This window comes from Amycolatopsis sp. NBC_00355 (assembly GCF_036104975.1).
Taxonomy (GTDB): Bacteria; Actinomycetota; Actinomycetes; order Mycobacteriales; family Pseudonocardiaceae; genus Amycolatopsis.
In genome coordinates this window covers 10,276,041-10,302,122 of sequence record NZ_CP107982.1, presented here as the reverse complement: position 1 = coordinate 10,302,122, position 26,082 = coordinate 10,276,041, and the positions used below count along the sequence as shown (strand labels likewise).

The window sequence follows — 26,082 nt, the reverse complement described above, 5'->3', positions numbered from 1 at the left end:
AATCACCGGAATTGGCCGGAAAATCAACCACAAAATACACGAACGGGCCAACGACACCGCCATGCAGCGGAAGAGATACCAGCCGCCGTCCGCGACGCTGAGTGAGTAAGGGGAAGGGGATTCACATGGGCAGACCGGAAAAGCCCGTCAACACGTCCGGCGGCGTCGCCACCCAGTTCGCCCGGGAATTGCGCGAGCTGCGAGCACGAGCCGGAAACCCGACATACCGGGAAATGGCCCGGTCGGCGATGTACTCGTCGTCCGTGCTGTCGAGCGCCGCCAGCGGCAACAGGATGCCGTCCCTCCAGGTGACGCTCGCGTTCGTCGCGGCGTGCGGCGGCGACAACGAGGCGTGGCGGCGGCACTGGCACGTCGCCACGGGCGGTTATACCCAGCCCTCGATCGGGGGGCGCACCAGAAGACCGGCGCTGTTCCAGCGGCGCGGCGGCGTGCCGGCGCACCCGGCCCAGCTACCCCAGCGGCCACGGGGGTTCACCGGCCGCACGACCGAGCTGGCGTGGCTGCGTTCACCCGGCGACACCCCGATGGTCGTCAGCGGGCCGGCCGGGGTCGGCAAGAGCGATCTCGCGCTGTACTACGCCCATTCGGTCGCGCCCGACCTGACCGACGGGCAGCTCTACGCCGACCTCGGCGGCCTGCGCCACGGGGGCGGCGCGCCGGCCACGCCGGAAGCCGGCGACATCCTCGACGGCTTCCTGCGAGCGCTCGGCGTCGAGGACCTGTCCGGCAGCGTCGACCACCGCGCGGGCCTGTACCGCTCGCTCCTGGCCGACCGCCGGCTCCTGGTGCTGCTGGACAACGTCCAGGACGAGCAGCAGGTGCGCCCGCTGCTCGCCGAGACCACCACGAGCACCACGCTGCTGGTCAGCCGCAAACGGCTGCTGGGCCTGCGCGACGTCGACCGGCTGCAGGTGACCCCGCTCTCGCGCGGCGACTCGATCGCGATGATCACCGCGGCGCTCCCGCACCTCGCCGTCACCGCGGGGCCGGACTGCGCCCGGCTCGCCGAGCTGTGCGGGGACCTGCCGCTCGCGCTCGACCTGGCCATCCGCAAGATCGCCTCGCGACCGCACCTGACCCTGCGCCGCGTCGTCGAAGAATGGCGCCTGAACGACAACACCGTCGACTGGCTGAGCGTCGGGGACCTGTCCCTGCGGTACTCCCTGGAGTCCGCCTACCGCACCCTCAGCCCACCCGCCCGCGAACTGCTGCACCAGCTCGCCCGGACCCCGGCCGGCACGCCGGGCTCCCTGCCTCCGGGCGAAGACGAGCTGGCCGAGGAGATCGCCGACGCCGGCCTGCTCACCCACGCCGACCCGTACCTCGACGGGCGCGGCCTGCCGCCGCCCATGCGCGCTTTTGTGCTCAGCGCCATCGAGCAGCAGCACGGACACGACTACCGGGCCATGGCGGGCCCCGTGTCCGCCTGACGCGGCACCGGACGGCCCGGCAACGGCGCCCGCCGTCCTGTGACGCGCTTCCCGCCCCGGGGCCGGGGCACCCATCCGGTCGCGGGTAATCGCGCCGCGCGTCGGCATTCGCCGTACCTATACCACTTTGTCCCTCGTGCGCGCCCGCGGGAAGGCCGCATTGATTGTCCTTTCCGGACAACGCTCCCAGCCAAGTCCGCCATGGCCTGTAATCAGCGGGGAACCGGCGTTGCTTTCCACACGCCGACGCCGGCAGGACCTCGCACCGGGCCCGGCCCCTTCACGGCCTTTCCACGGAAGGACAAGGACATGCTCGACAACGGCATCCCCGTTCGGATCCCGGAGCCCGACGGGGCCGCCCGGGCCGCCGAGCTCCGCCGGCCGGCCGGTACCCCGATCCGCCCGCGCCGCCCGCCGGCGGGTGAACTTCCTGTCAGGGCGGCGAAGCGGACCGATTTCCGACCCTACAGGGCCTCTCTCGCGATGGCTGCTTCGATCATGCTGCTCGTCGCCGCGATCTGGGTGTCGGCCGTCGTGCACCCGAGCGCGGGGTGGCACGACATCGCGTTGTTCGCGCACCTGGCGTCCCTCGTCCTCGGTCTCGGCGCGGTCCTGGTCGCCGACTACTTCTTCGCCCTGTGGGTGCTCGGCCGCACGAGTTTCGCCGAGGCCGTCCGCAGCACGTCCCGGCTGCACCTGTTGGTGTGGGCCGGGTTGACCGGCCTGGTCGGCAGCGGCGCGCTGCTCGAACCGAACCTCCACGCGGGACCCACGGTGGTGAAACTGGTGCTGGTGGCCATTCTCACCGTCAACGGCGTCCAGGTCATGGTGCTGGGCAAGCGGATGGCCGACGTGGACGGCCCGGTGCCACGGCGCCTGCTCGTCCGCGGCGGCCTCACCACGGCGATCTCGCAGCTGTGCTGGTGGGGCGCCGTCGTGATCGGGTTCCTGAACGCCAACCGCTGAGTCCCCCTTTCGTGTCCGCGCCCGGCGCGGCTCTTCGACCAAGATCGGGATCCGTCACGTGTTTTCCCCCCTTGCCGCCGCCGGCGCGGCGAAGCTGTCCGGATCTGGCCAGACCCGTGGCCACGCTCGCGGGCACTCTGATGACCCCGGGCCGGAGCGCGGAAATCCGGCCGGGGAAAGAATCGAATGGAGAAGTGATGATCACCAAACTGGTGCGCGCGGTGTCCTCGGCGATGCGGCCGGCCACCTCGGCCACGACGATCGCCCAGCGCCTCGACGCGGCCCGGGCGCAGCACCTCATGACGATCGAGCTGTTCCGCCTGCGCGGTCTGGGCTGACCCGCGCCGCTCGTTTCGCCGGCACCGGCCGGCCGCCTTCGGACGTCCACCGTCGTACGTCCGGACGCGGCGAACCCGCGGTACAGCAGCGATCCGGCCGGGCGCCCCCACCCGAGGGTGCCCCGCCCGTGTCCGTACCGCCCGCCCGACGAAACGAGTGACCATGACCAGCACCGTCCCCCGCGTTTCCCCGGCCCCCACCGAGGACGCCCCGATCGGCCACCGCCGGTTGCTGATGTGCGCCGCGGACTACTTCCGGATCGACTACGAGATCAACCCGTATATGCACGTCGGGGTCCAGCCCGACGTCGCGGCCGCGGTCGCCGAGCACGACCGCATCGTCGCGGCGCACCTGGCCGCCGGCCGCAAGGTGGAGTTCGTCGACGCCGACCCCGGCTGCCCCGACATGACGTACACGGCCAACGCGGCGGTCGTCCGCGGCGACCGCGCGGTGCTGGCCACCCTCCCGCCGGAGCGGGCCGCGGAGACGCCCCACCACCGGGCCTGGCTTGCGGAAAACGGGTTCGACGTCGCGGAGACGCCGTACGCCTTCAGCGGCCAGGGTGACGCCCTGGCCTGCGGCGACCTGCTGCTCGCCGCGCACGGGCAGCGCACCGACGTCCGGGCGCACCGGACGCTCGCGCGGCACCTCGGTTACGAGGTCGTCGGCCTCCGCACCACGAGCCCCCAGTGGTACGACCTCGACCTGGCCGTCGCGGTGATCCACCCCGGCCGGGTGCTGGCCTACAACCCGGAGGCGCTCGACGCCCCGAGCCTGCGCACGCTGCGCGGGCTCGGCATGGACCTCATCGAGGTGGCCCCCGCCGAGGCCGCGGCGTTCGCGTTGAACCTGATCAGCGACGGCCGCACGGTCACCATGACCAGCGGCGCCCCCGGCCTGGCCGCCGACCTGCGGGCGCTGGGCCTGACGGTGGTCGAGCTGGACACGACCGAGCTGCGCAAGGGCGGCGGCGGCATCCGCTGCACGGCCCTGACGCTCGACAACCCGGCCTGACGCCCGTGCCTGGCGAGCCGCGAGCTCGCCAGGCACGGCGGTTCACCTTCGCGAGCCGACACCCAGCCGGTCGAAGGTGAAGGGCCGCAGTGTGTCCGGGCGTTCGCCGTCGAGCGCCCACGTCGTCAGCGCTTCGCCGACGGCCGGGACGAGGGCGAAGCCGTGGCCGCTCCACCCGGTGCCGACGAACACGCGGTCGAAGCCGGGCACGGTGTCGACGACCGGGATGAGGTCGATCGTGCTGGTGTCGGCCCGGCCGGCGTCGACGGCGAGCACCTCGGCGCCGGCCAGGGCCGGGATCGTCGCGGCGACGTCGGCCAGGCTGGCGCGCAGGACGTCCGGATCGGGCCGGCCGACCCCGGTCCCGGGGTCCCAGCCGCCGGGACGGCCGCCGGACAGCATCACGTGCCCCTCGTCGGTCATCTTGACCGACAGCGAGCGCCGCGTGTGGCCGACCTGGTGGTTGAGCGAGAACCCCGGCGGCGGCGCCACGAACGTGACCTGGGTGGCCTTCTCCCACAGGGGGAGGCTCAGCCCGAAGGAGTCCGCGAGGAGCCGGGGCGTCGACCGGTTGGCCAGGACGATCACGCCTCGGGTCGCGCGCAGGGCGTCCCCCTCGGCCGGCCGCAGGACGACCGCACCGTCGGGCTGCGGCACCAGCTCGGTCACCTCGGTGTGCTCGAGAACGCGCGCCCCCAGTTCGCCGGCGGCCTTGGCGAACGCCCGGGTGGTCGCGGGGTGGTCGGCGGTGCCGTCCTCCGGGGTGAAGAGCGCGCACCGGATGTCCTCGGCGAGACCCGGCTGCCGCTCGTCCAGCTCCTCGCGCTCGACGACGCCGCACGGGATCCCGGCCGCCTGCTGGGCTTGCGCCCGGGCCGGCAGGCTCTGCCGGCCCGAAACGCCGGCGACCTCGACGTCGTAGAGGCTGAGCAGGCCGTTGCGCCGGTAGCCGGTCGGCGCGCCCAGCGCGGAATCCAGCTCCGGCCACAGGTCCAGGGCGCGCCGCGCCAACGGCAGCTCCCTCAGGTCCCGTCCCCCGGCGCGGACGCCCCGGCGCCCCGGGCCGCCCGAGGCGCCGGACGCGAGTTCGGCCGCCTCCAGCAGAACGACTTCCGCGCCGCGGCGGGCGAGGTGCCACGCGGTGGCGGCCCCCATGGCGCCGCCGCCGACGACGGCGTACTCGACGGAGCGCACGTGTGCTTCCTCCATTTCAGCCGACCCTTTCCAGGAACCGCCGGGTGCGGTCCTCGCGAGGGGAGTCGAGGACCTGGCCGGCGGGACCGCGTTCGACGATCCGGCCCTGGTCCATGACGACGATGGTGTCCGCGACCTGGCGGGCGAAGCCCATCTCGTGGGTGACGATGACCATGGTCAGGTCGTCCCGGGCCAGGTCGCGCAGGACGTCGAGGACCTCCCCCACGAGCTCGGGGTCCAGCGCGCTGGTGGGTTCGTCGAACAACATGAGCTTCGGCCGCATGCACAGGGCGCGGGCGATGGCGACGCGCTGCTGCTGCCCGCCGGACAGCTGCGCCGGGTAGCTCGCGTGCTTCTCGGCCAGGCCGACCTTGGCGAGCAGCTCTTCGGCCTGCCGCACCGCTTCGCGCCGGGGCACGCCGAGCACGCGGACCGGCGCCTCGATCAGGTTCTGCAGCACCGTGAGGTGGGAGAACAGGTTGAACTGCTGGAACACCATCCCGATGTCCCGCCGGGCCCGGCGGGCCTGCCGCGGCGAGGTCTCCTGGAGGTCGGTGCCGGCCCACCGGTAGCCGACCAGGCCGCCGTCCACGAGGATCGCCCCCGCCTGGATCTTCTCGAGGTTGTTGATGCAGCGCAGAAGCGTGCTCTTCCCGGAGCCCGACGGCCCGATCAGGCAGACGACCTCGCCGGGCCGGACGACCAGGTCGACGTCGTGGAGGACGTGGAGCGCGCCGTACAGCTTGTGCACGCTCCGGACCTCCACCGCGGGGACATCGGCAGCTGTGCTCACAGTCCCGCCTCCAAGGCCGTCCGGGAGAGCTTCCTTTCCGCGGCCGCGGAAAGGACCGCCTCGCCGCGGTTGAAGTACCGCTCGACGCGGCGCTGGGCGACGGTGAGCACCGCGGTGAGGACCAGGTACCAGAACGTCACGACCAGCAGCAGCGGGATCGTCTCGTAGGTGCGCGCGTAGATGATCTGCGCGCTGTAGAGCAGTTCGGGCATGGCGATCACGCTGACGATCGACGTCGTCTTCACGACGTTGACGAACTGGTTGGTCAGCGGCGGCACGATGGCCCGCATGGCTTGCGGCAGCACGATGCGGCGCAGGGCCAGCGTCCCCGGCATGCCGAGCGCCTCGGCCGCTTCGCGCTGACCGCGTCCCACCGAGATCAGGCCGGCGCGGAAGATCTCCGCGCAGTACGCCGCTTCGTGCAGGGTCAGCCCGATGATCGCGGCACCCGCGACCGTGATGACGGTGTTCGTGTCCAGCGCGAACAGGTCGGGCCCGGAGGGCACCCCGAGCGAGAGCTTCGGGTACAGCGCGGCCAGGTTGTAGAGCAGGAGCAACAGCACGAGCAGCGGAGTCGCGCGGAAGAACCAGATGTAGGCGCCCGCGGCCGTGGTGAGCACCTTGTTGGCCGACTGGCGCATCATGGCCAGGACGACCCCGGCGACGATCGACAGCACCATCGCCATCACCGCCAGCTCGACGGTGTGCCCCAGGCCGAGCAGGATCGACGGGCTGAAGAGGTAGTGCCCGAACGCCGGCCAGGAGAAGTTCTCGTTGGTGAAGGCCGAGGTGAGGACCAGCGCGACGAGCGCGGCGGCGAGCACGCCGGCGACCCACGTGCCGTACTTCTTCCGCCCGATTATCCGCACGGGAAACGCCGCGCCCGTTCCGGCGGTGTCGGTGACCATGCTCATGACCTGCCTTTCAGAATCTCGGTGCCGTCGAGGGAGTTCTCCTGCAACCCCCACTTGGCCAGGATCGTGCGGTAGGTGCCGTCGGCCATCAGGCGCTGCACGGCTTCGTGGACCGCGCCGGTCAGCGGCGAGTCCCGGGCGAGCCCCAACGCCACCACGGCCCGCTTGTACCGCCCGGCCAGCCGGAACAGCGCCGGCGACTTGCTCGCGACGTACTGCGTCAGGGAAATCGAGAAGTACAGGACGTCGACGCGGTCGCTGCGCAGGGCGAGCACGGCGGCGCTGCCGTTCGGGAACAGGCTGAGCCGCCAAGCGGGCCGGCCCGCCTCGGCGCAGGTGCCGGTCGCCTCCTCCAGCTGGCTCTGCTGGACCGACCCGACCACCACGGCGACCGCGCGGCCGCACAGGTCCGCGTACGAGTTCACCGGGAAATCGGTGCTCCGCGAGGCGAGGAAGCCTTGCCCGCCGTTGTAGTAGGTGACGAAGTCGGCCCGCTTGCGCCGCTCGCCGGTGGGGCCGAGCGAGGCGAGCACCATGTCGTAACGCCCGGCGGCGAGGCCGGGCACGACGGCGTCGACGTTCGTCGGGACCGGGTCGGTGCCGACGCAGAACACGTCCGCGACGGCCTGGCTCATGTCGCGGTCGAAGCCGACGATCGTCGCGTCGTCCTCGGCGTAGTACGCCATGGGCGGTGTGTCCGGCACCATCGCGACCCGGAAGGCACCGCGCCGGCGGATCGGCTCGGGAAGGGCCGCGTTCACGGCCGGGTCGCAGCGGCCGTGCGGGCGGGCCACCAGCGCGGGATCCGCGGCGCCCGCCGTGCCGAGCCCGCAGCCGGCCAGGCTCGATCCCAGGAGCACCACCGCGGCCACCAGCCGTGGAGTTCGGTGCATGTCACTACCTCCGCCCGTCAGGGTGTGTCACGGAGCGATGTGATGTAGTGTGTACTTCATGAAATCCAGAATGTCTAGTGGCCACTAGATGGAGCCGACCCTCACGAAACGCATCGCCCAGGTCCGGGAGCAGCTCAGCGCCGGCGGGCTCCGGGTGGTGGACTTCTTCGCCGCCCACCCCGCCGAAGCGTCGGTCTTCTCGGCCCAGGAGATCGCCCGCCGCGCGGAAGTCAGCGACGCGACGGTCATCCGGACGGTCAAGCAGCTGGGTTTCGGCGGCCTCGGCGAACTGCGCCGGGCGGCCGCGGCCATGCTCAACCCCGTCCGCGACCCCGAGCAGACCCTCGCCGAGCACCTGACCCGGTCGGACGACAGCGGCCGGCTCCTGGCCAAGATCAGCCTGGACGCCGTCGAGCTCGTGCGCGCCCTCCCCCAGTCCGTCCCGGCGGAGACGTTCGAAGCCGCGGTCGGCATCCTCGCCGCGGCGTCGAACACGCTGGTGGTCGGCTACGGATCCGCGCTCCCGGTGGCCGAATCACTCTCACTCGGCCTCCGGCGCATCAGCCGGACCGCCAGTGCGACCGGCCTGACGGGCTACAACTTCGCCGACGAGCTCAGCCAGCTCAAGCCGACGTCCGCTTTGGTGCTCGTCGCACCGTTGCGGCACGTGCGCGAGCACGACGTGGCGATCAGCGAAGCCCTCCGGATCGGCTGCCCGATCGTCCTGATCACCGAGGTGCTGGCCAGCCACTTCGCGGACCGCGTGGAGACCGTGCTCGTCACCCCGTCGACGGAGAAGTTGTTGCCCAGCAACCTCATCGCGCACCTGCTGCTGGTGGACGCCCTGCTGCTGGCGGTTTCGGCGCTCGACCCGGAGCGAGCACTGGACGGGTGGAAGACCACCAACCGGCTGCGCACCGAACTCGTCGAAGGCAGCCTCGACGTCCCGCTGACCCCGTCGATCGCCGCGAAGTTTCCGTTGCCGGGCAGCGCATCCGGCACTCCGCCGGTAGGGTGACGCTCTGTCAGCAGGCCTCGAGCGGCGGACACCACCGTCCGCCGCTCGAATCCGCGATCCCGGCACCCGCCCGTCCGGGAAATCGGCAGGTTTTCCGCGTTCGGCCGCTGTGATTCGTAGAAATCCGCGGCCCGCAGCCTTGATCAAATGAAGATCGTCGATCAAGAATACGCACCGCCATTGTGGTGAAATCCCGATTCAGGGGCACTCCGACGCATTGCCAGCTGATGCCGGGGTCCCTACAGTCACCTGCCTGACTCCGGGAATCATTAACACATCTTCTTCGGACTCGGTACATCAACCGTCACCTCCGTCAAGGAGCAGGCCTTGTTTGGAATCGCCAGGAGCAGCCGGGTCCGCGCCCGTCACGCCGCACTCGCTCTCGCGGCCGTCGCGGTCCTCGCAGCCGTCACCGGCTGCGGCGCACTCGGTACGGGCACCTCGAACGCTTCGTCGGGCGGCAGCGGCCCGGAAAAGCCGACGCTGAAGGTCTCCATCCTGCCCACCACGGACCTCGGGCCGTTCTGGCTGGCCCAGGACAGCGGCTACTTCAAGGCCGAAGGACTCAACGTCGACGCCGTGATCGCCTCCAGCGGCCAGGCCTCGCTGGCGAAAGCGATCTCCGGTGACGCCGACATCGCGTTCTCGACCTATCCCCCGTTCTTCACCGCGAAGAGCACCGGTGCCGCCGACATGGAACTGGTCGCCGACGCGACCTCGGTCAACGCGAAGTCCAATGCGATCGTCACGGTCCCGAATTCGCCGGTCAAAACGATTTTCGACCTGGCGGGCAGTAAGATCGCGATCACGGCCAAGAACACCGCGTCGGATCTGCTCACCCGCTCGGTGATGCAAGATCACGGCGTGAGTTACGACAAGGTCAAATGGGTGCAGATCCCGCTGCCGAACATCGCGTCCGCACTGCAGCAGGGCCAGGCCGACGCCGCGTACCTGCCGGAGCCCTACATCACGCAGGCCGCCAAGACGGCGGGCGCGATCCCGGTGGTCGACATCAACTCCGGCGCGACCCAGGGCTTCCCCCTGACCGGCTACGGCGCGACGAAGAAGTGGGTGCGGGACAACCCGAAGACCCTGGCCGCGTTCCAGCGCGCGATGCAGAAGGCCACCCACGAAGCCACGAACGACCGCGCCAAGGTCGAGCCGCTCCTGGTCCGCTTCGCCAAGATCGACGAAGACACGGCCAAGCTCCTCACACTGCCGGGCTACGGCTCGACCCTGGACGCGCGACGCCTGCAACGAGTCCCGGACCTCCTCCTGCAACTCGGCGCCATCCCGTCCCCGATCGATGTGAACTCGATGATCGGCCCTCAGACGGGCAAGTAACCTCCCCGACGGCGACCGGAGACCCTCCGGCACAGACCGCCGAAGCCCGCTGGTCGGTCCGGACCACCCGGCCCCTGGCCCGGACCGACCAGCGCCATCGACGATGAACGACGCGGGTTCGCGAGCCATCCGGCGGGTTCGGCGTCCGGGTTTCTGACCGGGCGCGTCGTTCGCACCGCGAGGAGGCTGGAACCGTCCCAACTGGACCGAGGAGAATCAGGCCGCGCCTACCCCGTGCTCGACAGTCACCCAAAGTTACAGGCAACGTCCGCCGATCGGACGCCGTATAGGGGGTGACGGAGTGAAGGGCGGTGTCGGGTGCACGATCGGGACCGGGAGTTCCGGGCGTACTTCGAGGCGCGGGCGGCCGTGGTGCGGCGGACCGCTTTCCTGCTGTGCGGTGACTGGCACTGGGCCGAGGACCTGGCGCAGAGCGCGCTGGCCAAGGTCTACCAGCACTGGGGGCGGCTGGACCGGAACGGGCAGGTCGACGCGTACGTGCGCAAGGTGCTCGTGCGGACCCTCATCGACGAGTCGCGACGGCGGAAGAGACGGCCGGAGACGGTCGTCGACGTCGTGCCCGAGATCGCCGGGACGGTGACGGGCCTCGAAGAGGCCATGGACGTCCGGCACGCGCTGGCGGCGCTGCCGCCGAAGCAGCGGGCCGCGGTCGTGCTGCGGTACTGGGAAGACCTGCCGGTCGCGGAGACGGCGGCGGCGTTGGGGTGCAGCGAAGGAACGGTCAAAAGCCAGGTGTCCAAAGCCTTGGGAGCGTTGCGGCGAACGCTGGCCGCGCGGCGGACCGCGGTGCGGGAGGGCTCGTGAGCGACGAGGTGCGAGACATGATCCGGTCGGCGCTCGCGGACGAACCGGCGCTCGGGCTGGAGTTCGACCAGGTCGTCACGGACGGGCGCAGGCGCCGGACGCGGCAGCGGGTGGGCGCGCTGACGGTGACGGCGGCGGGGATCGTCACAGTCGTCGCGGCGGCCGCGACGCTGAGCGGGCTGCCGGACCGCACGCCCGCGCAACCCGCCGGCCCGGCGTCCACCGCCGCGCCGGCGAACCCGGGGTGCGTGCTGCCCGCCTCGGCGGACAGCTACCCCGACCAGCCGCGCGGCACCGCGAGCCCGGCCGAGCTGAGCGAGTCCGGCCGGCTGACCGAGGCGTTCCGGCAGCTCGCCCTGCCGCTGCCCGCCGGGGTCGAGGCGAGCCCGCTGCAGCTGTGCGTGATCCGGGACAGCTGGGGCGGCAGCTTCACGCTCACCGGTGACCGGACGGTCTCCGTCTACCTCCGGTCCCGCGGTGACCGGCCGCCGGGCGGGTGCGTGACCCACCAGGACACCGAGTGCTCGATCCGGGCCCTCCCGGACGGCTCGACCGCGCGCGTCACCGTGACCTCGCCGGCCGCCACGCAGGTCGACGTCGATGTGTGGCGCGTGGACGGCACGTACGCGAGGGTGCTGGAGATCGGCGGCCACGGCTCGAAGAAACGGGTACTCGGTGACGACGCGCTGATCACCATCGCGACGGCGCCGCAGCTCAAGGTCGACCTGAGCGGGCCGGCGGTGCCCTCGGCACCGTCCGACCGGCGCGCGGCCGAACTGGACGCCGTGATCGCCACGGCCCTGCCCGCCGGCATGACCACCAAGCCGGCACCGGGCGCCGACCGCGGCTGGCGGTTCCAGGTCAGCCAGGGCGGTTACAAGATCTCCACCACGCTCGTCGACGCCCAGGGCAAGGGCAGGGCGCTGGTCTACCTCGAGCCACCGGCCGACGGCGCGGTGACGTGCGGCGACCAGCCGGGCTGCGAGCCGATCGACCTGGACGGCGGGCGCAAAGCCACGTTGACCACGACTCGGTCGCCGGGCGGGGTGACCGTTTTGGCGCTCGGCGCCAAGGCCGCCGACGGCACGTCGATCACCATCCGCACCTCCGACGACGCCGGGACGGGCGCCGACACCCGGACCCGCCCCACCCCGCCGTTGTCCGAGACGGACCTGGTGCGGATCGCCGAGCTGCCCGGCCTGCACTGGTGACCACGTCTCCGGGGGAGCCCACAGCTCCCCCGGAGTTCGGGGAGCTGTCCCGTCGAAGGTGCCGGAACACCGGCAGGTTCGGAGCACCACGTCGCCCACGCGCCGGCCGCGACATCGGGCGGCAGCTCGCTGGACGACGACCGCAGGGTGACGATGGTGGACCTCCGTCGGTGAGCGCCGGCATGAGTCCGCGCGCGGAAGCCGATGAGATCAGGGCACCTCCACGGCAACGAGTCAGCTCCAGCGCTGCCGGGCCGCGCGGCGACGCCTACTGTCACCTTCAGGAAGCCTGCCCACGACCTGGTCTTCGGCGCCCTCGCACCCCGATCACCGCGACGCCGGACGCATCGCCCCGAAGGAGCACCGCATGGACGAGAACCTGCTTGACGAGCGGGACGCCGCACGGCGAGTGGACGACGTCACCACCGCACTGGACCGCCTGGCCGGCACCTTCCAAGAGGAAGAGGAACTGCCGGTCGTCCTGCAACGGGTATGCCAGCAAGTCGTACACACCGTTCCGGACTCGGAACTCGCCAGCATCACCCTGCTACGCGACGGCACCCCCTACACGGCGACAGCCACCGGCGACAGCGCGTACCGCATCGACCAAGCCCAGTACGACACCGGGCAAGGCCCCTGCCTCGAAGCCGCCCGGACCGGCGAACTCCAGCGGGTCAAAGTCGCCGAAGCGGCACAGCGGTGGCCCGAGTTCGCTGCGGCCGCGGCCGAATCCGCGGTGCTCGGCTACCTCTCCGCCCCTTTGTTCATCGACCACGAATACCACGGCTCGCTCAACCTGTACGACACCGGCGGAAACAGCTTCAGCACCCTCGACGGAGCCCTGCTGGAGCTCTACACCACCGCCGCCGAAGCGGCCCTGCGCAGCACCCGCCGGCACCAGACCGCCCGCGAAACGATGGAACAGCTGCGCGCCGCACTGACCTCCCGCGCGGTGATCGACCAGGCGAAGGGCATCCTGATGGCCCTGCACCGCATCCCTTCCGACGACGCCTTCGCCCTGCTCGTCAAGGCATCACAAGAACAGAACGTGAAGCTGCGCGACGTCGCCCAGGACTTCGTCGCCGCGGCCCTGGCCGCCCCGGACCGGCCCTGAGCACCTGGTCGCTTTCCGTTCTCCCGCACCACGATCGTCTCGGCCTCGCCGGGGAGTCCACTGTGGAATAAGGGCTCGGCTTGCGCACTCTCCGGAACCAGTAGGTCACAATCAGGTGCGCGGCCGCGATGAGCCGGGACATCATCACGGAAATGTCGGTACCGGCGCGTAAGATTCGTCGTGGAGAGGTTCAACAGCCAGCTTCTCAGTCCGCCGGATGCGGCGCCGGCTCCGCCTCACGGGCCGGGCGCACGGAACTGACCTGCTGTTCTGGAGTTGACCCTCTTATGCCCTTCTCGTCTGGACTACCCGTCCCCGGCAGTCCCGCGTTCAGCATCGACACCGTCGACCGCGGTGAAGTGGTGATCATCCACGCGCGCGGCGAGCTGGACCTGGCCGCGGACCCGCTGCTCGGCGCGAGCCTGGCGCTGGCCGATGCCGCGGCCAAACCGGTCGTGGTCGATCTGACCGAGGTGACGTTCTGCGGCTCGTGCGTCCTCGGGCAGCTGCTGGCCGCCGGACGGCGGATCACCGGCGACGGCCGGCAGCTGCTGGTGGCCACCAGCCAGTACGTGGTGCTGCGACCGTTGACCCTGCTGCAGCTGGACCGCGACATCAAGATCATGCCGGACGTCGAGACAGCCGTGCGCCGGCTCACCCGCTCCACCGCGGCGGACGCCACACCCGAGACGGCCTGAAGTCCCGCCGCAGCAGCGGCGGATGACACGACGATGGCGCCGGCTCGCTGCTGAACCGACGCCATCGACGAATCCCGCCAAGCACGGAGGGACTCAGAACCGCGAATACCCCGCTCTCGCGATCTCTGAACACGGATCGACACGCTCTCGGTCCGGGTTCGGAGATCACGACGATCTGCGCCGTTCACGGGCCTCGAGCCGGCCGGGCCCCGCACCAGCGTGATCACCACCGGCGCCACCCCGTAGCCGCATCGCGGGGGATCACCACGTCCGCTGCTGCGGCGCCGTCGCCGGGTGCGGGACCGGGAGGGAACGGCTCGCGCACCAGCGGCCCGTGCTCGGCAGCGCGGCCAGCACCGCGGCAGCCACCGCCGGGAGCACCATCACCGGCCCGAACACGAGGAACGTGACCGCGCCCCTCGCATCCCAGTCGAACCCGCCGTTGAGGATGAAGAAGATCAGCACGCTCACCGCCGCCTGGACCGCGACCAGCACCCCGCCGGCCAGGATCAGCCACCGTCCCGCACCCCGGCGCGCCACCAGCAATCCGGCACCCAGCCCCAGCACGCCGAGCTCGACGGCGCAGAAGAACGCGTACACGACCAACGCCCAATCGAACGCTTGATCGGGAACCGCGACGAGCAGGTACAGGTTCTGCCCGATCCCCCACAACGTCCACAGAGCACACACCAGAGCCAGGACCAGCGCGGCGATCGCCGTACCTCCGGCAGGCCGATCACCAGGTCGTCGAGTGTCGATCATGCGGCGACGGTATCCCACCCGGAACGCCCGCGTACCACGTTCGGCGCGATCACGGAGATCGTCGGCCGGGCGGCTGCAAGGGAACGAAGGAATCCAGGCCCAGCAAGACCAATTTCCGCCGCACGTAGGTCGAAGCCACGATCAGCAGGGCCTTGCCATCCGCGGCACACCGTTCGACGAGAGCCAGCAGCGGGACCACGGCTTCCGGCGTCAGGAACGTCACCGCCGACAGGTCCAGCACGACGGCGGTGCCGGGCGGCACGGCCAACGCCGGCGCGAAAGCCCGTTCCGCCTCGTCGGTGCCCGCCAGCTCGGGTGCGGATCGGAGCCTGAGGACGTCCGCCGCGACGCCGGGCGTGGTGGACCGGTTCGACGAGGGGCCGCGTGTGCCCATCCGCCCACCTCACTCCGTCACCTGTCGCAGGGCCGTCCCCCAGGTCATTCGGAGCGTGAACCCGTCCGGATTGCCGGCGTCGGCGGTGACGGCATCCGGACGGGTGCGGGGATGACCGGCGGACGTCAGCCCGTACCGGCCTGCCAGTAGTCGACCGCGCCCTGCAGGACGGTCCGGAAGAGGTGGAAGTTGACCGGCTTGTAGACGTAGCTGTCCGCCCCGAGGGCGTAGCAGCGTTCGATGTCGGCCGACGTGGTCGACGACGTGAAGACGATGATCGTCAGCCCGGCCAGGTCCGGGTTCGCGCGCAGGTCGGCCAGGACCTGGTAGCCGTCGCGGCCCGGCAGGTTGAGGTCCAGCAACAGGAGCCCGGGCCGGTCGGGGCCGGGGTCGGTGAGACGCGCGATCGCCGCGTCGCCGTCCGGGGCGAACTCCAGTTCCAGCTCCGGGTGGGTGCGGGTCAGCGCGCGCTGGATGGCTTCGCGGTCTTCGGCGCTGTCCTCGACCACCAGGACGAGCCGCTCGTCGGGGGTCATGCCGCCGCTCCCGTGTGCCGGATCGCCAGGACCGCGGCGTCGTCGCCGACCTGGAACCGGCCGCCGCCGGTGACGAGGGCTTCGAGCAGCTCCGGCAGCGGCAGGCCGCGCAGCCCGGCCAGCGTCGGCGCGAGGTCCGCCTCGAAGAACCGGCCCGCGTCGTCCCGGGCCTCGGTGAGCCCGTCGGTGTAGAGCACCAGCGTGTCCCCCGGGGTGAGCCGCTCGGTCGCCGCCCGCAGCCGCAGCTCCGGCAGGACGCCGACCAGCCGTCCCGAGCACGGCGGCTGCCCCACGGTCCCGTCCCGCCGCAGCACCAGCGGTGGTGGGTGCCCGGCGGTGAGCAGGGTCAGCCCGACGCCGGACGGCTCCGCGGGCTCGAAGGTCGCCGTCGCGAGGGTGAGGAACCGGCTGACGTCGTGGCGCAGCAGCTTCGCGTTGAGCCCCACCAGCGCGTGCTCGGCGGAACTGCCCTCCTCCAGCGCCGTCTCCAGGGTGTGGCGGGCCAGGCCGGTCAGCGCGGCCGCGGGCGCCCCGCGGCCGCAGACGTCCCCGATCAGCGCGGTGGCGCGGCCGTCGGGCTGCGGGACCAGGCCGTAGAAGTCGCCGCCGACCTCCAGACTGTGGTCGGCGACGTTGTAGGTGGCGGCGAACTCCAGTCCCGGCACGTCCGGCAGCACCGCGGGCAGCAGGTGCTGCTGCAGGGAAAGGACGTCACGGCGCCGCCGCTCGTAGAGCGTGGCGTTGTCGATCGCCAAGGCCGCCCGCCCGGCCAGGTTGCGCAGGAAGGTCCGATCGGGGCGGCGCCGCGAGCCTTCGCGGTGGAAGAACGTCAGCAGGCCGACGTCGCGGCCGTGGGCCCGCAGCACGCTGATCGTCATCTGCGGCAGCCTGGCCTCCTCCGGCAGGCCCGAGGGTCGCGGGTGCTCGTCCCAGGACGCCGGGTCCGTGCCCCGGACGACCTGCTCGCCCGCCCACTGCCCGGCCCGCAGGGACGCGGCCAGGGTCGGCTCGCGGTGGGCGTCGACGTGGGCGAGGGCGATCGGCACCATCCGCCCGTCGCGGTGGACGTGGATCGCCGCGCCGTCGGCGAGGCCGGGCACCGCGATCCGGACCACGGCACGCAGCGTGTCGTCGATGTCGAGGGAGGCGCCCATCTGCAGCGACGCTTCGGCGAGGATCGCGTCCTGGGCCTGCAGGTCGTCCAGCTCGCGCAGCTGGCTGGCGTGCTGGTCGGTGGCCACGACGACCTCGGCGACCTGGTGCAGCGCGGCGACGACGGACGTGTCCGCGGGCAGGCCAGCGGACGTGCCCAGCCCCAGCAGGCCCCGCTCCCCCGCCGCGACCCCGAAGTCCAGGACCAGGAACTCCGTCGCCCCGGCCGCCCGCAGCCGCTCGGCCAACGCCGGGGCGGCCTCGGCCACCTCGGCGAGTGAGTGCTCCCCGACGACCGGCACTCCGGCCGGCGACCGGCCCGCCCGCCAGGCCCACACGTCCGCCACCAGGCCGGCGGGCTGGGTGCGAAGCCCGTCGTGGTCGGCCCAGCGCGTCACCGACGCGATCCCGTCGGCGGCCAGGCGGGCCCCGAGCACCGCGCGGACCGCCGGCAGCGTGAGCAGGCCCGAGTAGAGCTCGTCGGACAGGCCCCTGGTGGTCACGGCCTCGAACGCGGCCCGCCACAGGGCGTGCAGCCGGGCCGTCCACGGGTCGTGGGGGGTGGTGGACACGTCGTACCGCTCCGCTCGTCGAGGTGCCGCGTTCGCGACGACGCCCACTGTAAGGTTCGGCTTCGGCCGTGGCCGGACACGACCGCACGCACAGCACGAGGAGTGGCATGACCGACACCGGCGCGGCGTTCGACCCCGCCGAGCGCGACCGGGCGGCGGAAGCCGCGGCCGGACCGGCGTTCGACTTCTCCGTGTGCGTGACCGAGCCGATCCACCGGCTCGGCGGCATCCAGTCCTACGGCGCCCTGCTGGCCGTGGCCGACGACGGCCGCGTCGAGGTCGCCAGCTCCACCACCACCCGGCTGCTCGGCCGCACCCCCGAGGAGCTGATCGGCACGCCGGTCGCGGACCTGCTCGGCGAAGACGGCGTCGCCGCGGTCCGCCAGACCCTCGACGCCCCGACCGGCGACCGCGGCCTGCTCGCCCTGCGCGTCCCCGAGGACGGGCCGGAGTTCGACGTCACCGTCTACCGCGCCGACGGCCGGCTCGTCCTGGAACTGGAGCCCGCGACCACGCACCGGCCGTTCCGGTTCTCGCAGTTCTACCCCTCGGTGCGCACCGCACTGACCCGGCTGCAGCACGGCCGCACGGTGGTCGACGTCTGCGCGGCCGCCGTCGCCGAGATCCGCGCGATCACCGGCTACGACCGGGTCGTCGCCTACCGCTTCGAAGGCCGGGCCGGACCCGGCGAAGTGATCGCCGAGGCCATCGCGGACGGCCTGGAGCCGTGGGTCGGGCTGTGGTTCCCGGCCACCGACATCCCGCCCCAGGCGCGCCGGCTCTACGAACGCAACTGGATCCGGGTGATCAACGACGTCGACGACGCGACCTCCGCCCTCCACCCGCAGGCCCTGCCCGGCAGCAGCGAGCCGCTGGACCTGTCCGACTCGACGTTGCGCACCGTGTCGTCGTTCCACCTCGAGTACCTGCGCAACATCGGCGTGGGCTCGTCGATGTCGGTGTCCCTGCTGCACGAAGGCGCCCTGTGGGGCCTGATCGCCTGCCACGGCATGGCACCCCGGCGGCTGGATCCGGAAGTGCGCGCGGCGTGCGAGTTCTTCGGCGTCACCCTTTCGCTGCAGCTCGCGGCGCTGCAGGAGGCCGAGACGGCCCGTGCGCGCCAGGAGACTCGGACGGCGCTGTCCGAGCTGGTCAGCACGCTCGAGACGGATCCCGCGCAGTCCCTGCCCGGCAGCGGCGGGTTGCTCGCCGAGCTGGTCCGCTCCGACGCCGTCGTGCTCCGGCTCGACGGCGTCGCCTCGACCATGGCCGGCGAGGTCGCGCCGGCCGCGCTGGCGGCGTTGTGGCCGGCGCTGCCGGACCTCACCGCGGGTGCGGTCTGGGCCAGCGAGTGCCTGACCGAGCACGCGCCCGCGCTCGCCCAGCACGCCGACGACCTGAGCGGGGTGCTGGTGCTGGCCCTCGGTGACGGTGATCTGGTCGCCTGGACCCGGCGCGAACGCCGCGCCGACCGGACCTGGGCCGCCGACCCCGCCCAGCCGGTGCAGCTCGGCCCGCACGGCGAACGGCTCACCCCGCGCGGCTCGTCCGCCGTCTACCAGGCCGTGGTCCGCGGACGCAGCCTGCCGTGGACCGCCGCCGACGAGGCCGTCGCGGCGGACCTGGGCCGGGCCATGACCACGATCACCCTGCGGCAGGCAGCCCACCTCGCCGGGCTGAACACCCAGCTGCGGCGGGCCAACCAGGACCTCGACACCTTCGCCCACGCCGCGGCGCACGAGATGAAGGAACCGCTGCGCGGCATCGCCGCGACCGTCGCCTTCATCGGCGAGGACGCCGGCGAAACCCTCGACGCGACCACCCTGCGCCGGCTGGAGACCGTCGAAAGCCTGGCCAACCGGATGGACGAGCTCGTCAACTCCCTGCTGCACTTCGCCCAGCTCGGCCAGGCCGACCTGCGGCGGGAACCGGTCAGCCTGCGCACCGCGACCACCCGCGCACTGGAGATCGCCGGCGCCCGGCTGGCGGAAAACGACGTCCGGCCGACGTTGCCCGACGCCGGCGTCACGGTGGACGCCGATCCCGCCCGGCTCGAAGAGATCCTGGTCAACCTCCTGGTGAACGCGGCGAAGTACGCACGCGCCGGGAACCCACGCACGGTCGAAGTCGGGCTGCGCCCCGCGGACACCGACCGCGCGCCCGCGGTGTTCGTGCGGGACAACGGAATCGGCATCCCCGAGGTCCACCAGCAGGACGTCCTGCGCCTGTTCCGCCGCCTGCACGCCCGCGACGCCTACGGCGGCGGCCACGGCGCGGGCCTCGCGATCGTCGACCGCATCGTCCAGCGCCACGGCGGCCGTCTCTGGCTGGACTCGGTTCCCGGCGAAGGCACCACCGTGTGGTTCACCCTGGAAGCCGACCCCGGACCGCAGAGCTGACACCGGCTCCCAGACGGAACGACCGTAGCCAAGCCCAGCATCATCAGCTTCCGCGTGCAGGCCGGCCGGCCGCGGGCGACGACACCACATCCGCGAGGACATCTCGCCGACGAGCTCGGCGTCCGGCTCGGAGACCGGGAAATGACGGCCGCGACCGCCGGGGCGGCCACCCGGAAGACACGTGTCTCGCTGAGGTAGCGCCGGCCGCCGAGGGGGTCGGCGCTACCTCAGTTCGTCAGGCGAGCGGGCCGTACAGGCTGTTGCCCGGCGCCTCGGCGTCGGTGCTGGTGAAGTACTGCCGGGTGGCGGCCGAGATCTCGTCGCGCGAGAGGTAACCGCTGCCGTCGGTGTCGAGCAGGCCGAACGTGTACTCCGCATCGGTCTCCGGGGTGCCGTAGCCGACCTGCAGGCGCACCCACTCCGGCCGGCTCAGCTGCCCGTCGCCGTCGGCGTCACCCATCGCCAGCAGGGCGTCGATCGCCGGCTGGAACAGGTCCTGGTAGCGGTCCTCGTCGGCGAACACCGTCATGCCGCCGGTGAACTCCTCGCGCGACACCCGCCCGTCGCCATCGGTGTCGAGGTTGCCCACCAAGGATTCCCAGACCCGCTGGAAGCCCGAGGTGACGGCCTGCGCCGCGGGCGTCTCGGTGGCGTACCCGAACGCCGCGGCCACCTGCGCGCCACGCTGTACGAAGTCCTCGTGCTCGATGAAGCCGTTGCCGTCGGCGTCGAAGTGCCGGAAGAAGTTCGACCACTTGCGCTCGAGGAGGTCCTGGGACATGGAGGTCCTTTCGTCGGGAAGAGCTGGCGCGTCACGGTAATCAGGGGGCACCGGCCCTGGACGAGAACGGTGATCGCCACTCTCCGCAACAAAACGGCGCGTCATTTCGCGCCGCACTGCCCGATGGGGAACGGAACCGACGCGACCGGCTGACGGCCCTTGTCCCCGGTGTGGTCCGTCGTGGGTGTCCGGGTGGCAGATCCCGCAGGTCTCCAGCCGCACCGGCGGCTGCCGCGGGCCGGGCTCCGGGACGGGACCTCCCGCAGTTGCGGCGGGGACGAGAAGTCGGTGACGACGGCTGCCTTCACGCTCACTCCTTTGAGGACGGCGGAGTCGAGCACGACCGCTGCGGTCACCGGTCACGAACCGGCGGGACTTCGGTCATCCCGCCGGGGACGGCTTACGTGGAGCCATTCCTGCTGCCAGGCGGCAAGACGGACCCGGTCCAGCAGGAGGACCGCACCGCGATAGGTCAGCCACAGAAGGAAAATCACCGCCGCGCAGCTGCCCGCCGCGATCGCCGCCGCGTCGACGGCCGCCGCGAACGGGGTGAGGGGACGCTCGACCGGCGCTCCCGCGGCGTCCAGCCAGATCGGCACCACGCTGCCCGCCACCGTTCCCGCCAGGGCGTCGACCTCGCCGGTGTGCCGTTGGCCCTCGCGCGTCACCCAGGTCGCCCTCGCCGGCCCGGGCTCCCCCACCGTGCCGCTGCGGCCGACCGTGCCGGGCGCGGGCCCGTCGCTCAGCAGCACCGCCGTCGTGGCATAGCGCGAGGCCGCCTGCTCACCGGACCGGGCCGTCTCACTCGCGTGCATCCCGATCCCGAGCAGGACCGCGCCCGCCGCGGCCGCGAGCGACAGCAGGAGCAGCAGGTGCCGCAGTGCGGCCTGGATCCGGTCCGGACGCCGGGCCACCGTGTCGCGGCCCGGCAGAAGCGTGTGCTGCATTCTGCTGAACCGCGTGGACGTGAGCATCGCTTCCGCCTCCCTGTTCGCCCCGAACGCCGGGTGCTATCAGGATCGCCGAAAAGGGGACCGCGTTGGAGGGCACTAGGTACCGCGGTAGGGGGCAATCGGTCCCCGGCGTTCAAGGCCGGCGCACGACCTCTTCGACCGCCCGGCGCGGTCCGGCCGGGTCGATGTCGGTGCTGTAGCCGACACGCATGAGGACCTGCGGGAACCCGCTCAGCGTCAGGTCCACGCACAGAGCGGAACGGGCCGGTTCGAGGTGCAGTGGCTGCGTGAGCACGGCGGCCGACAGCCCGACGTCGACAGCGGTCAGCCAGGCCCGCTCCATCGCGTACCCGGCCCGGATGTGGTCGAGGCGCGTGTCGTCGGCGGTGACGAAGACGAACAGGGACTCCGTGGCCAGCCGCGCTTCGACGTCGGCGGGTTCGGGGAGTTCCGTGGCGCTGCGAACCAGGCCGGCCCACGGGACCGACCCGGCCGGGACCCGGCTGGCGGGCAAGCCCACGCCGTACCGGTGGGACCGTTCGTCGCGGATCGTCCACAGGGACAGCTCCCGCTGGTAGCCGCCGTCGCTCCGGTACTGCTCCGCGGCGAAGCGCAGAACGCGCGCCACCTGCGCGACCTCCCGGCCGGGGCTGACCAGCCGGGCCTCGACGCCCGGCGCCGCCCCCGTTTCGCCGATCCGCCGCAGCGCGGCGGCCGGGACCGGGGCGTCCTCGAAGGGGGCGCGATGGCTGGCCCGGCGGGCGATCGCGCCGTAGCGGTGCAGTTCCGCGCCGGTCGGCGGCGAGGCGGCCGTGGCGGCGATGCGGGCCACGACGTCCGGGCGGGCCGGGTCGGGCAGGAACTCGACGTCCGCGGCCCGGCCGAGGGTCCGGACGGCGATCTCGAGGTTGGCGACAGCGGCGCCGCACGACGCGGCGCGGTCGCGGCCGAGCGGGTCGTGGTGCGGCAGGCGCAGTTCGGTGCGCTCGCGCACCAGGAGCTCGTCCGGGCCGACGTCGAGCAGCCACGGCTGGAGGTTGTGCACCGACGGCGCGCTCATCAGCGACCGCGCCAGCACTTCGGTCTCGGCCTTCGTCCAGTCCTCGGTCATCACGTTCCCTCCACTGTGGACGAACGGTCAGCCCACCTGGTGCAGGAACGACGCGCCGGTCGTCCACGAGTCCCGGCGGTACCGCGCCAAGCGGGAAAGCAGGCCGCCTCCGCCGTCACGCAGGTCAGGCGGAACAGGAGCGGCGAACGGGCCGCCGAACGACCGGGCCGCGGCCACGAACCCGCGGACGCGGGGCGGCTCGGGGACGAGCTCGCCCCCGAGGTAGGCGAGCACCAGCAGGTCCTCGCCGGAGTGGGTCTCCATCCCGAACGACCACCCGTGCCGCTCGTCCCACAGGAGCGCGACGTCCCGGCCCGGGTAGCGGGTCAGCCGTCCGTCGAGGGCGATGTAGGCCGACACGGGCACGTCGACGTCCAGCGTGCAGGACTCGTCGCCCACCCCCACCGCGGCGCCGACCGCGGTGAGGTAGCCGGTCAGCCCGCGCAGCAGTCCGTGTTCACGGTCGATTCCGGTCAGCAGGGGAATCACCTTCCCGTCGGTCCGGTCCGGCCGGCCTTCACGTCGGTGCGGGCCGGCCGTCTCCCGACGCTAGCTGTGGCGGCCGGAACGCGCTGTCGGCCTTCGTCCCCTCGGCGAGGGACTTTGGTCCCCGGGGTTCAAGGCGTGCGCCGGCGCAAGGTGGCCGCGCCCAGCAGCAGGGCCGGCACCGCGCAGCCGGCGATGATCACGATGGTGCGGACCAGCGTGCCGTCGATCGTCGCCGAGCGGGTCACGTGACTTCCGCCGCGAAGCCGGGGACCTAACGCCCTTCGCCGCGCTCGGCCGGCGGCAGATCCTCGGAGCATGGACGCACCTTGGGCCGCTGTGCACGAGACCCACATCGGCGTCGTCTTCCTCCTCGGAGACCTCGCCTACAAGCTCAAGAAGCCGGTCGACCTCGGTTTTCTCGACTTCTCCGCGCGCGAGACCCGGGAACGCGTGTGCCACCGCGAGGTGGAACTCAACCGGCGGCTCGCGCCCGACGTCTACCTCGGCGTCTCCGACGTCACCGGACCCGACGGCGTCGTGTGCGACCACCTGATCGTCATGCGCCGGATGCCGGAGGACCGCCGCCTCTCCACGCTCGTCCGGCGAGGCGTGCCTCTGCACACGACGATCCGGCGGCTGGCCCGGCAGCTCGCCGGCTTCCACGCCCGTGCCGACCGCGGGCCCGCGATCGACGCCGACGAGACCCGCGACGCCGTCCGGGCCCGCTGGCGCGACAGCTTCGAGCAGGTCCGGCCCTTCCACGGCACGGTGCTCGACGCGGCCACGGCGATCGAGATCGAAGCGCTGGCCGAGGACTTCCTCGCCGGCCGGAAGGCTTTGTTCGACCGGCGGATCGCCGAGGGGCACGTCGTCGACGGGCACGGTGACCTGCTGGCCGACGACATCTTCTGCCTCGACGACGGCCCGCGCGTGCTCGACTGCCTGGAGTTCGACGACCACCTGCGCCACGTCGACGTGCTCGACGACGTCGCCTTCCTCGCGATGGACCTCGAACGTCTCGGCGCCCCGGAACTGGCCGACCAGCTCGTGGCCGACTACCGCGAGTTCGCCGGCGACCCCGCTCCCCCGGCGCTGCTGCACCACTACCTGGCCTACCGCGCGTTCGTCCGGGTCAAGGTCGCCTGCCTGCGCTCCGCCCAAGGTGACGCCGAGGCCGCCGAGCTGGCTCGCGAGTACGCCGGTATCGCGTTGCGGCACCTGCGGCTCGGCCGGGTCCGGCTGGTCCTCGTCGGCGGCGCGCCCGGCACCGGCAAGTCCACGATCGCCGGCGGGCTGGCCGACTGGCTCGGCGCCACGCTGCTGCAGTCGGACCGGCTGCGCAAGGAACTCGCCGGGCTCGACCCGGCACCGCGATCCGCCGAGCCCTACCGGCAGGGCCTCTACGCCGACACCCACACGGAAACGACCTACGCCGAGCTCGTGCGCCGCGCGGGCGTGCTGCTGGCGCTGGGCGAGACCGTCGTGCTGGACGCGTCGTGGTCCTTCGCCCGGCACCGCCGGCTCGCCGCCGACGTCGCGGAGCTCGCGACCAGCCCGGTCGTGGCCGTGTGCTGCGAGGTGCCGGAAGCCGTTGCGGCGCAACGGATCGAGACCCGGCGGGCCGCGCTGTCGGACGCCACCCCGGAGATCGCGCACCGGCTGGCCGCCGACGCCGACCCGTGGCCCGAGGCGCACCCGCTGACCACCACCGGGACCCCGCGGGAGTCGATCGCCCGGGCGGTGGGGTGTCTGGCGCCCGAGCACCGAAAGTCCCCCGCCCAGAGGCACTCCGGCCCTCCCGGTGCGGACGGCGCCGGTGCGAGGGTCGAACAGCCAGAGCAACCCGACACCGATCGCGAGGCAGGCCGATGATGGACCGAGGGTTCCCGGACGAGTTCACGGTGAAGACCGCGGTGGCGATGGCGGTCCGCGCGCCGTCCGTGCACAACTCCCAGCCGTGGTTCTGGCGAATCGGCCACAGCTCGCTGCACCTCTACGCCGATCCGGCCCGTCAGCTGCGCGAAACCGACCCGGACGGGCGTGACCTGCTGCTCAGTTGCGGCGCGGCGTTGCACCACCTCCGTGTCGGCTTCGCCGCCCTCGGCTGGACCGCCGAGGTGCACCGGCTGCCCAACCCGGACGAACCGGACCACCTCGCGGCCGTCACCTTCCACCAGCACGAGCCGTCCCAGGACGAGGTCGCGATGGCCGCGGCCATCCCGCGACGACGCACCGACCGGCGCCGCCACAGCTCGTGGACCGTGCCGCGGGGGCACGTCGAAGCGATGGCCCGAGCAGCGGCGCCCGAGGGCACGGTGCTGTGGGCGGCCGGGAACTCGGCCCGCTACCACCTCGCGACCGCGATCGAAGAGGCGTCCCGGCGCCACGCCGGGGACCCCGCCTACCGCACCGAACTCGCGGCCTGGAGCGGGCGCCACGTCGCGCCCGACGGCGTCCCGTCGCGCAACACCCCGGCACCGGACGACACCCCGGGCGCGCTGCGGGCGCGGGCGTTCGCCGACCCGACGCTGACCCAGCCGGCCGACGCCAAGGCCGAGGACGACGAGACCGTGCTCCTGGTGCTCAGCACCGCCTCCGACGACCGGATGTCGCGGCTGCGCGCGGGCGAGGCGACGAGCGCGGTCCTGCTGACCGCCGCCGCCTTCGGGCTGTCCTCGTGCCCGCTCACCGAGCCGCTGGAGATCGCCGACGTCCGCGAGTCCGTCACCGAGAAGGTCACCGGCGGCTCGTACCCGCAGATGGTGCTGCGCATCGGCTGGGCGCCGGCCAACGCCGACCCGCTGCCGGCGACACCGCGGCGCGACCTCGCCGACGTCTTCCAGCCGCTGGAAGCCCCGCCGCAGCACCAGTTCCGCTACCAGAGCCACTAGAAGGGAATCCGTCATGCCGTACTGGAACCACATGGGCAACCTCGGTTGGGCCGGCGGCCTCGGCATGCTCGTGCTGATGGTGCTCCTGGTGACCGCCGTCATCGTCGTCGCGGTGGTCCTGGGCCGCCGGTGGCGGCAAGCACCCACCTCCGACGACGCCGCCCGGCGGATCCTCGACGAGCGCTTCGCGCGCGGGGAGATCGACCAGGAAGAGTACGAGAGCCGCCGCGACGCGCTGACCCGATCGAGGTAGTCGTGCCATCGCTAC

26 protein-coding genes are annotated in these 26,082 nt (G+C 72.4%); 14 read left to right on the top strand and 12 right to left on the bottom strand.

Features of this window, described 5'->3' with window-relative positions; translation table 11 throughout:
- The first annotated feature begins 125 nt into the window (after window positions 1-125).
- The 4 genes from OHS18_RS47660 to OHS18_RS47645 all read left to right on the top strand — a co-directional run bounded on the left by OHS18_RS47660 (window position 126) and on the right by OHS18_RS47645 (window position 3,770).
- Complete coding sequence (locus tag OHS18_RS47660; RefSeq protein WP_328457732.1) at window positions 126-1,451, top strand: helix-turn-helix domain-containing protein; 1,326 nt, start codon at window positions 126-128, stop codon at window positions 1,449-1,451.
- Between the two features lie 483 nt (window positions 1,452-1,934).
- A complete protein-coding gene (locus OHS18_RS47655; protein ID WP_328457734.1) occupies window positions 1,935-2,417 on the top strand; it encodes a hypothetical protein in 483 nt (160 codons plus the stop codon).
- A gap of 197 nt (window positions 2,418-2,614) precedes the next feature.
- Window positions 2,615-2,755 carry a hypothetical protein gene (locus OHS18_RS47650; protein WP_247049491.1) on the top strand — a complete coding sequence of 47 codons (141 nt, stop codon included), beginning with the start codon at window positions 2,615-2,617 and terminating at the stop codon, window positions 2,753-2,755.
- Between the two features lie 163 nt (window positions 2,756-2,918).
- Complete coding sequence (locus OHS18_RS47645) at window positions 2,919-3,770, top strand: dimethylarginine dimethylaminohydrolase family protein (RefSeq protein ID WP_328457736.1); 852 nt, start codon at window positions 2,919-2,921, stop codon at window positions 3,768-3,770.
- A gap of 42 nt (window positions 3,771-3,812) precedes the next feature.
- On the opposite strand, the gene OHS18_RS47640 is transcribed toward OHS18_RS47645, so the two are convergent.
- The 4 genes from OHS18_RS47640 to OHS18_RS47625 are packed head-to-tail and all read right to left on the bottom strand — an operon-like array spanning window position 3,813 to window position 7,564.
- Window positions 3,813-4,964 (bottom strand): NAD(P)/FAD-dependent oxidoreductase, encoded by a 1,152-nt coding sequence (locus OHS18_RS47640; protein ID WP_328615289.1) that lies wholly within the window; start codon window positions 4,962-4,964, stop codon window positions 3,813-3,815.
- A 16-nt stretch (window positions 4,965-4,980) separates the two neighbouring features.
- The gene (locus OHS18_RS47635) at window positions 4,981-5,757 is read right to left on the bottom strand and encodes an amino acid ABC transporter ATP-binding protein (protein ID WP_328457740.1); all 777 of its coding nucleotides are present in this window, start codon (window positions 5,755-5,757) and stop codon (window positions 4,981-4,983) included.
- The gene (locus OHS18_RS47630) at window positions 5,754-6,665 is read right to left on the bottom strand and encodes an amino acid ABC transporter permease (RefSeq protein ID WP_328457742.1); all 912 of its coding nucleotides are present in this window, start codon (window positions 6,663-6,665) and stop codon (window positions 5,754-5,756) included. Before OHS18_RS47630 ends, OHS18_RS47635 begins: the two co-directional genes overlap by 4 nt.
- Window positions 6,666-6,667: 2 nt before the next feature.
- Window positions 6,668-7,564 carry an ABC transporter substrate-binding protein gene (locus OHS18_RS47625; protein WP_328615288.1) on the bottom strand — a complete coding sequence of 299 codons (897 nt, stop codon included), beginning with the start codon at window positions 7,562-7,564 and terminating at the stop codon, window positions 6,668-6,670.
- Between the two features lie 88 nt (window positions 7,565-7,652).
- On the opposite strand from OHS18_RS47625, the gene OHS18_RS47620 reads away from it, so the two are divergent.
- From OHS18_RS47620 to OHS18_RS47595, 6 genes are all read left to right on the top strand, one after another.
- On the top strand, window positions 7,653-8,582 hold the full coding sequence (locus OHS18_RS47620; protein WP_328615287.1) for a MurR/RpiR family transcriptional regulator: 930 nt from the start codon (window positions 7,653-7,655) through the stop codon (window positions 8,580-8,582).
- Window positions 8,583-8,909: 327 nt separating this feature from the next.
- Window positions 8,910-9,926 (top strand): ABC transporter substrate-binding protein, encoded by a 1,017-nt coding sequence (locus OHS18_RS47615; protein WP_328457748.1) that lies wholly within the window; start codon window positions 8,910-8,912, stop codon window positions 9,924-9,926.
- A gap of 318 nt (window positions 9,927-10,244) precedes the next feature.
- A complete protein-coding gene (locus tag OHS18_RS47610; RefSeq protein WP_328457750.1) occupies window positions 10,245-10,751 on the top strand; it encodes a SigE family RNA polymerase sigma factor in 507 nt (168 codons plus the stop codon).
- Entirely contained in the window at window positions 10,748-11,962 is a 1,215-nt protein-coding gene (locus OHS18_RS47605) for a hypothetical protein (protein ID WP_328615286.1), read from the top strand. The genes OHS18_RS47610 and OHS18_RS47605 overlap by 4 nt, the downstream gene beginning before the upstream one ends.
- A gap of 367 nt (window positions 11,963-12,329) precedes the next feature.
- Window positions 12,330-13,076, top strand: coding sequence for an ANTAR domain-containing response regulator (locus tag OHS18_RS47600; RefSeq protein ID WP_328457754.1), 747 nt, complete (start codon window positions 12,330-12,332; stop codon window positions 13,074-13,076).
- A gap of 287 nt (window positions 13,077-13,363) precedes the next feature.
- The gene (locus OHS18_RS47595; protein WP_328615285.1) at window positions 13,364-13,774 is read left to right on the top strand and encodes an STAS domain-containing protein; all 411 of its coding nucleotides are present in this window, start codon (window positions 13,364-13,366) and stop codon (window positions 13,772-13,774) included.
- Between the two features lie 261 nt (window positions 13,775-14,035).
- On the opposite strand, the gene OHS18_RS47590 is transcribed toward OHS18_RS47595, so the two are convergent.
- From OHS18_RS47590 to OHS18_RS47575, 4 genes are all read right to left on the bottom strand, one after another.
- Window positions 14,036-14,536 (bottom strand): hypothetical protein, encoded by a 501-nt coding sequence (locus OHS18_RS47590; RefSeq protein ID WP_328615284.1) that lies wholly within the window; start codon window positions 14,534-14,536, stop codon window positions 14,036-14,038.
- A 49-nt stretch (window positions 14,537-14,585) separates the two neighbouring features.
- Window positions 14,586-14,930, bottom strand: coding sequence for an STAS domain-containing protein (locus OHS18_RS47585; RefSeq protein ID WP_328615283.1), 345 nt, complete (start codon window positions 14,928-14,930; stop codon window positions 14,586-14,588).
- A 125-nt stretch (window positions 14,931-15,055) separates the two neighbouring features.
- Window positions 15,056-15,466, bottom strand: a complete 411-nt coding sequence (locus OHS18_RS47580; protein WP_328457762.1) for a response regulator — start codon at window positions 15,464-15,466, stop codon at window positions 15,056-15,058.
- Window positions 15,463-17,190 (bottom strand): PP2C family protein-serine/threonine phosphatase, encoded by a 1,728-nt coding sequence (locus tag OHS18_RS47575; RefSeq protein WP_328615282.1) that lies wholly within the window; start codon window positions 17,188-17,190, stop codon window positions 15,463-15,465. The genes OHS18_RS47580 and OHS18_RS47575 overlap by 4 nt, the downstream gene beginning before the upstream one ends.
- Before the next feature lie 107 nt (window positions 17,191-17,297).
- Between OHS18_RS47575 and OHS18_RS47570 the strand changes: the two genes are divergently transcribed.
- Window positions 17,298-19,589, top strand: a complete 2,292-nt coding sequence (locus tag OHS18_RS47570) for an ATP-binding protein (protein WP_328615281.1) — start codon at window positions 17,298-17,300, stop codon at window positions 19,587-19,589.
- A gap of 235 nt (window positions 19,590-19,824) precedes the next feature.
- Here the strand turns inward: OHS18_RS47570 and OHS18_RS47565 are convergent, their stop codons facing one another.
- From OHS18_RS47565 to OHS18_RS47550, 4 genes are all read right to left on the bottom strand, one after another.
- A complete protein-coding gene (locus tag OHS18_RS47565; RefSeq protein WP_328457769.1) occupies window positions 19,825-20,370 on the bottom strand; it encodes an EF-hand domain-containing protein in 546 nt (181 codons plus the stop codon).
- A 359-nt stretch (window positions 20,371-20,729) separates the two neighbouring features.
- On the bottom strand, window positions 20,730-21,317 hold the full coding sequence (locus OHS18_RS47560; RefSeq protein ID WP_328615280.1) for an Rv1733c family protein: 588 nt from the start codon (window positions 21,315-21,317) through the stop codon (window positions 20,730-20,732).
- Window positions 21,318-21,456: 139 nt separating this feature from the next.
- Window positions 21,457-22,434 (bottom strand): Acg family FMN-binding oxidoreductase, encoded by a 978-nt coding sequence (locus tag OHS18_RS47555; protein ID WP_328615279.1) that lies wholly within the window; start codon window positions 22,432-22,434, stop codon window positions 21,457-21,459.
- A gap of 27 nt (window positions 22,435-22,461) precedes the next feature.
- Window positions 22,462-22,923, bottom strand: coding sequence for a DUF6292 family protein (locus tag OHS18_RS47550; RefSeq protein ID WP_328615278.1), 462 nt, complete (start codon window positions 22,921-22,923; stop codon window positions 22,462-22,464).
- Between the two features lie 315 nt (window positions 22,924-23,238).
- Between OHS18_RS47550 and OHS18_RS47545 the strand changes: the two genes are divergently transcribed.
- From OHS18_RS47545 to OHS18_RS47535, 3 genes are read left to right on the top strand one after another with little or no spacing between them, the layout of a single operon-like run.
- Window positions 23,239-24,795 carry a bifunctional aminoglycoside phosphotransferase/ATP-binding protein gene (locus OHS18_RS47545; RefSeq protein ID WP_328615277.1) on the top strand — a complete coding sequence of 519 codons (1,557 nt, stop codon included), beginning with the start codon at window positions 23,239-23,241 and terminating at the stop codon, window positions 24,793-24,795.
- A complete protein-coding gene (locus OHS18_RS47540; protein ID WP_328458978.1) occupies window positions 24,795-25,814 on the top strand; it encodes an Acg family FMN-binding oxidoreductase in 1,020 nt (339 codons plus the stop codon). The genes OHS18_RS47545 and OHS18_RS47540 overlap by 1 nt, the downstream gene beginning before the upstream one ends.
- A 13-nt stretch (window positions 25,815-25,827) precedes the next feature.
- Window positions 25,828-26,067 carry an SHOCT domain-containing protein gene (locus OHS18_RS47535; protein WP_328457781.1) on the top strand — a complete coding sequence of 80 codons (240 nt, stop codon included), beginning with the start codon at window positions 25,828-25,830 and terminating at the stop codon, window positions 26,065-26,067.
- Window positions 26,068-26,082: the final 15 nt, after the last annotated feature.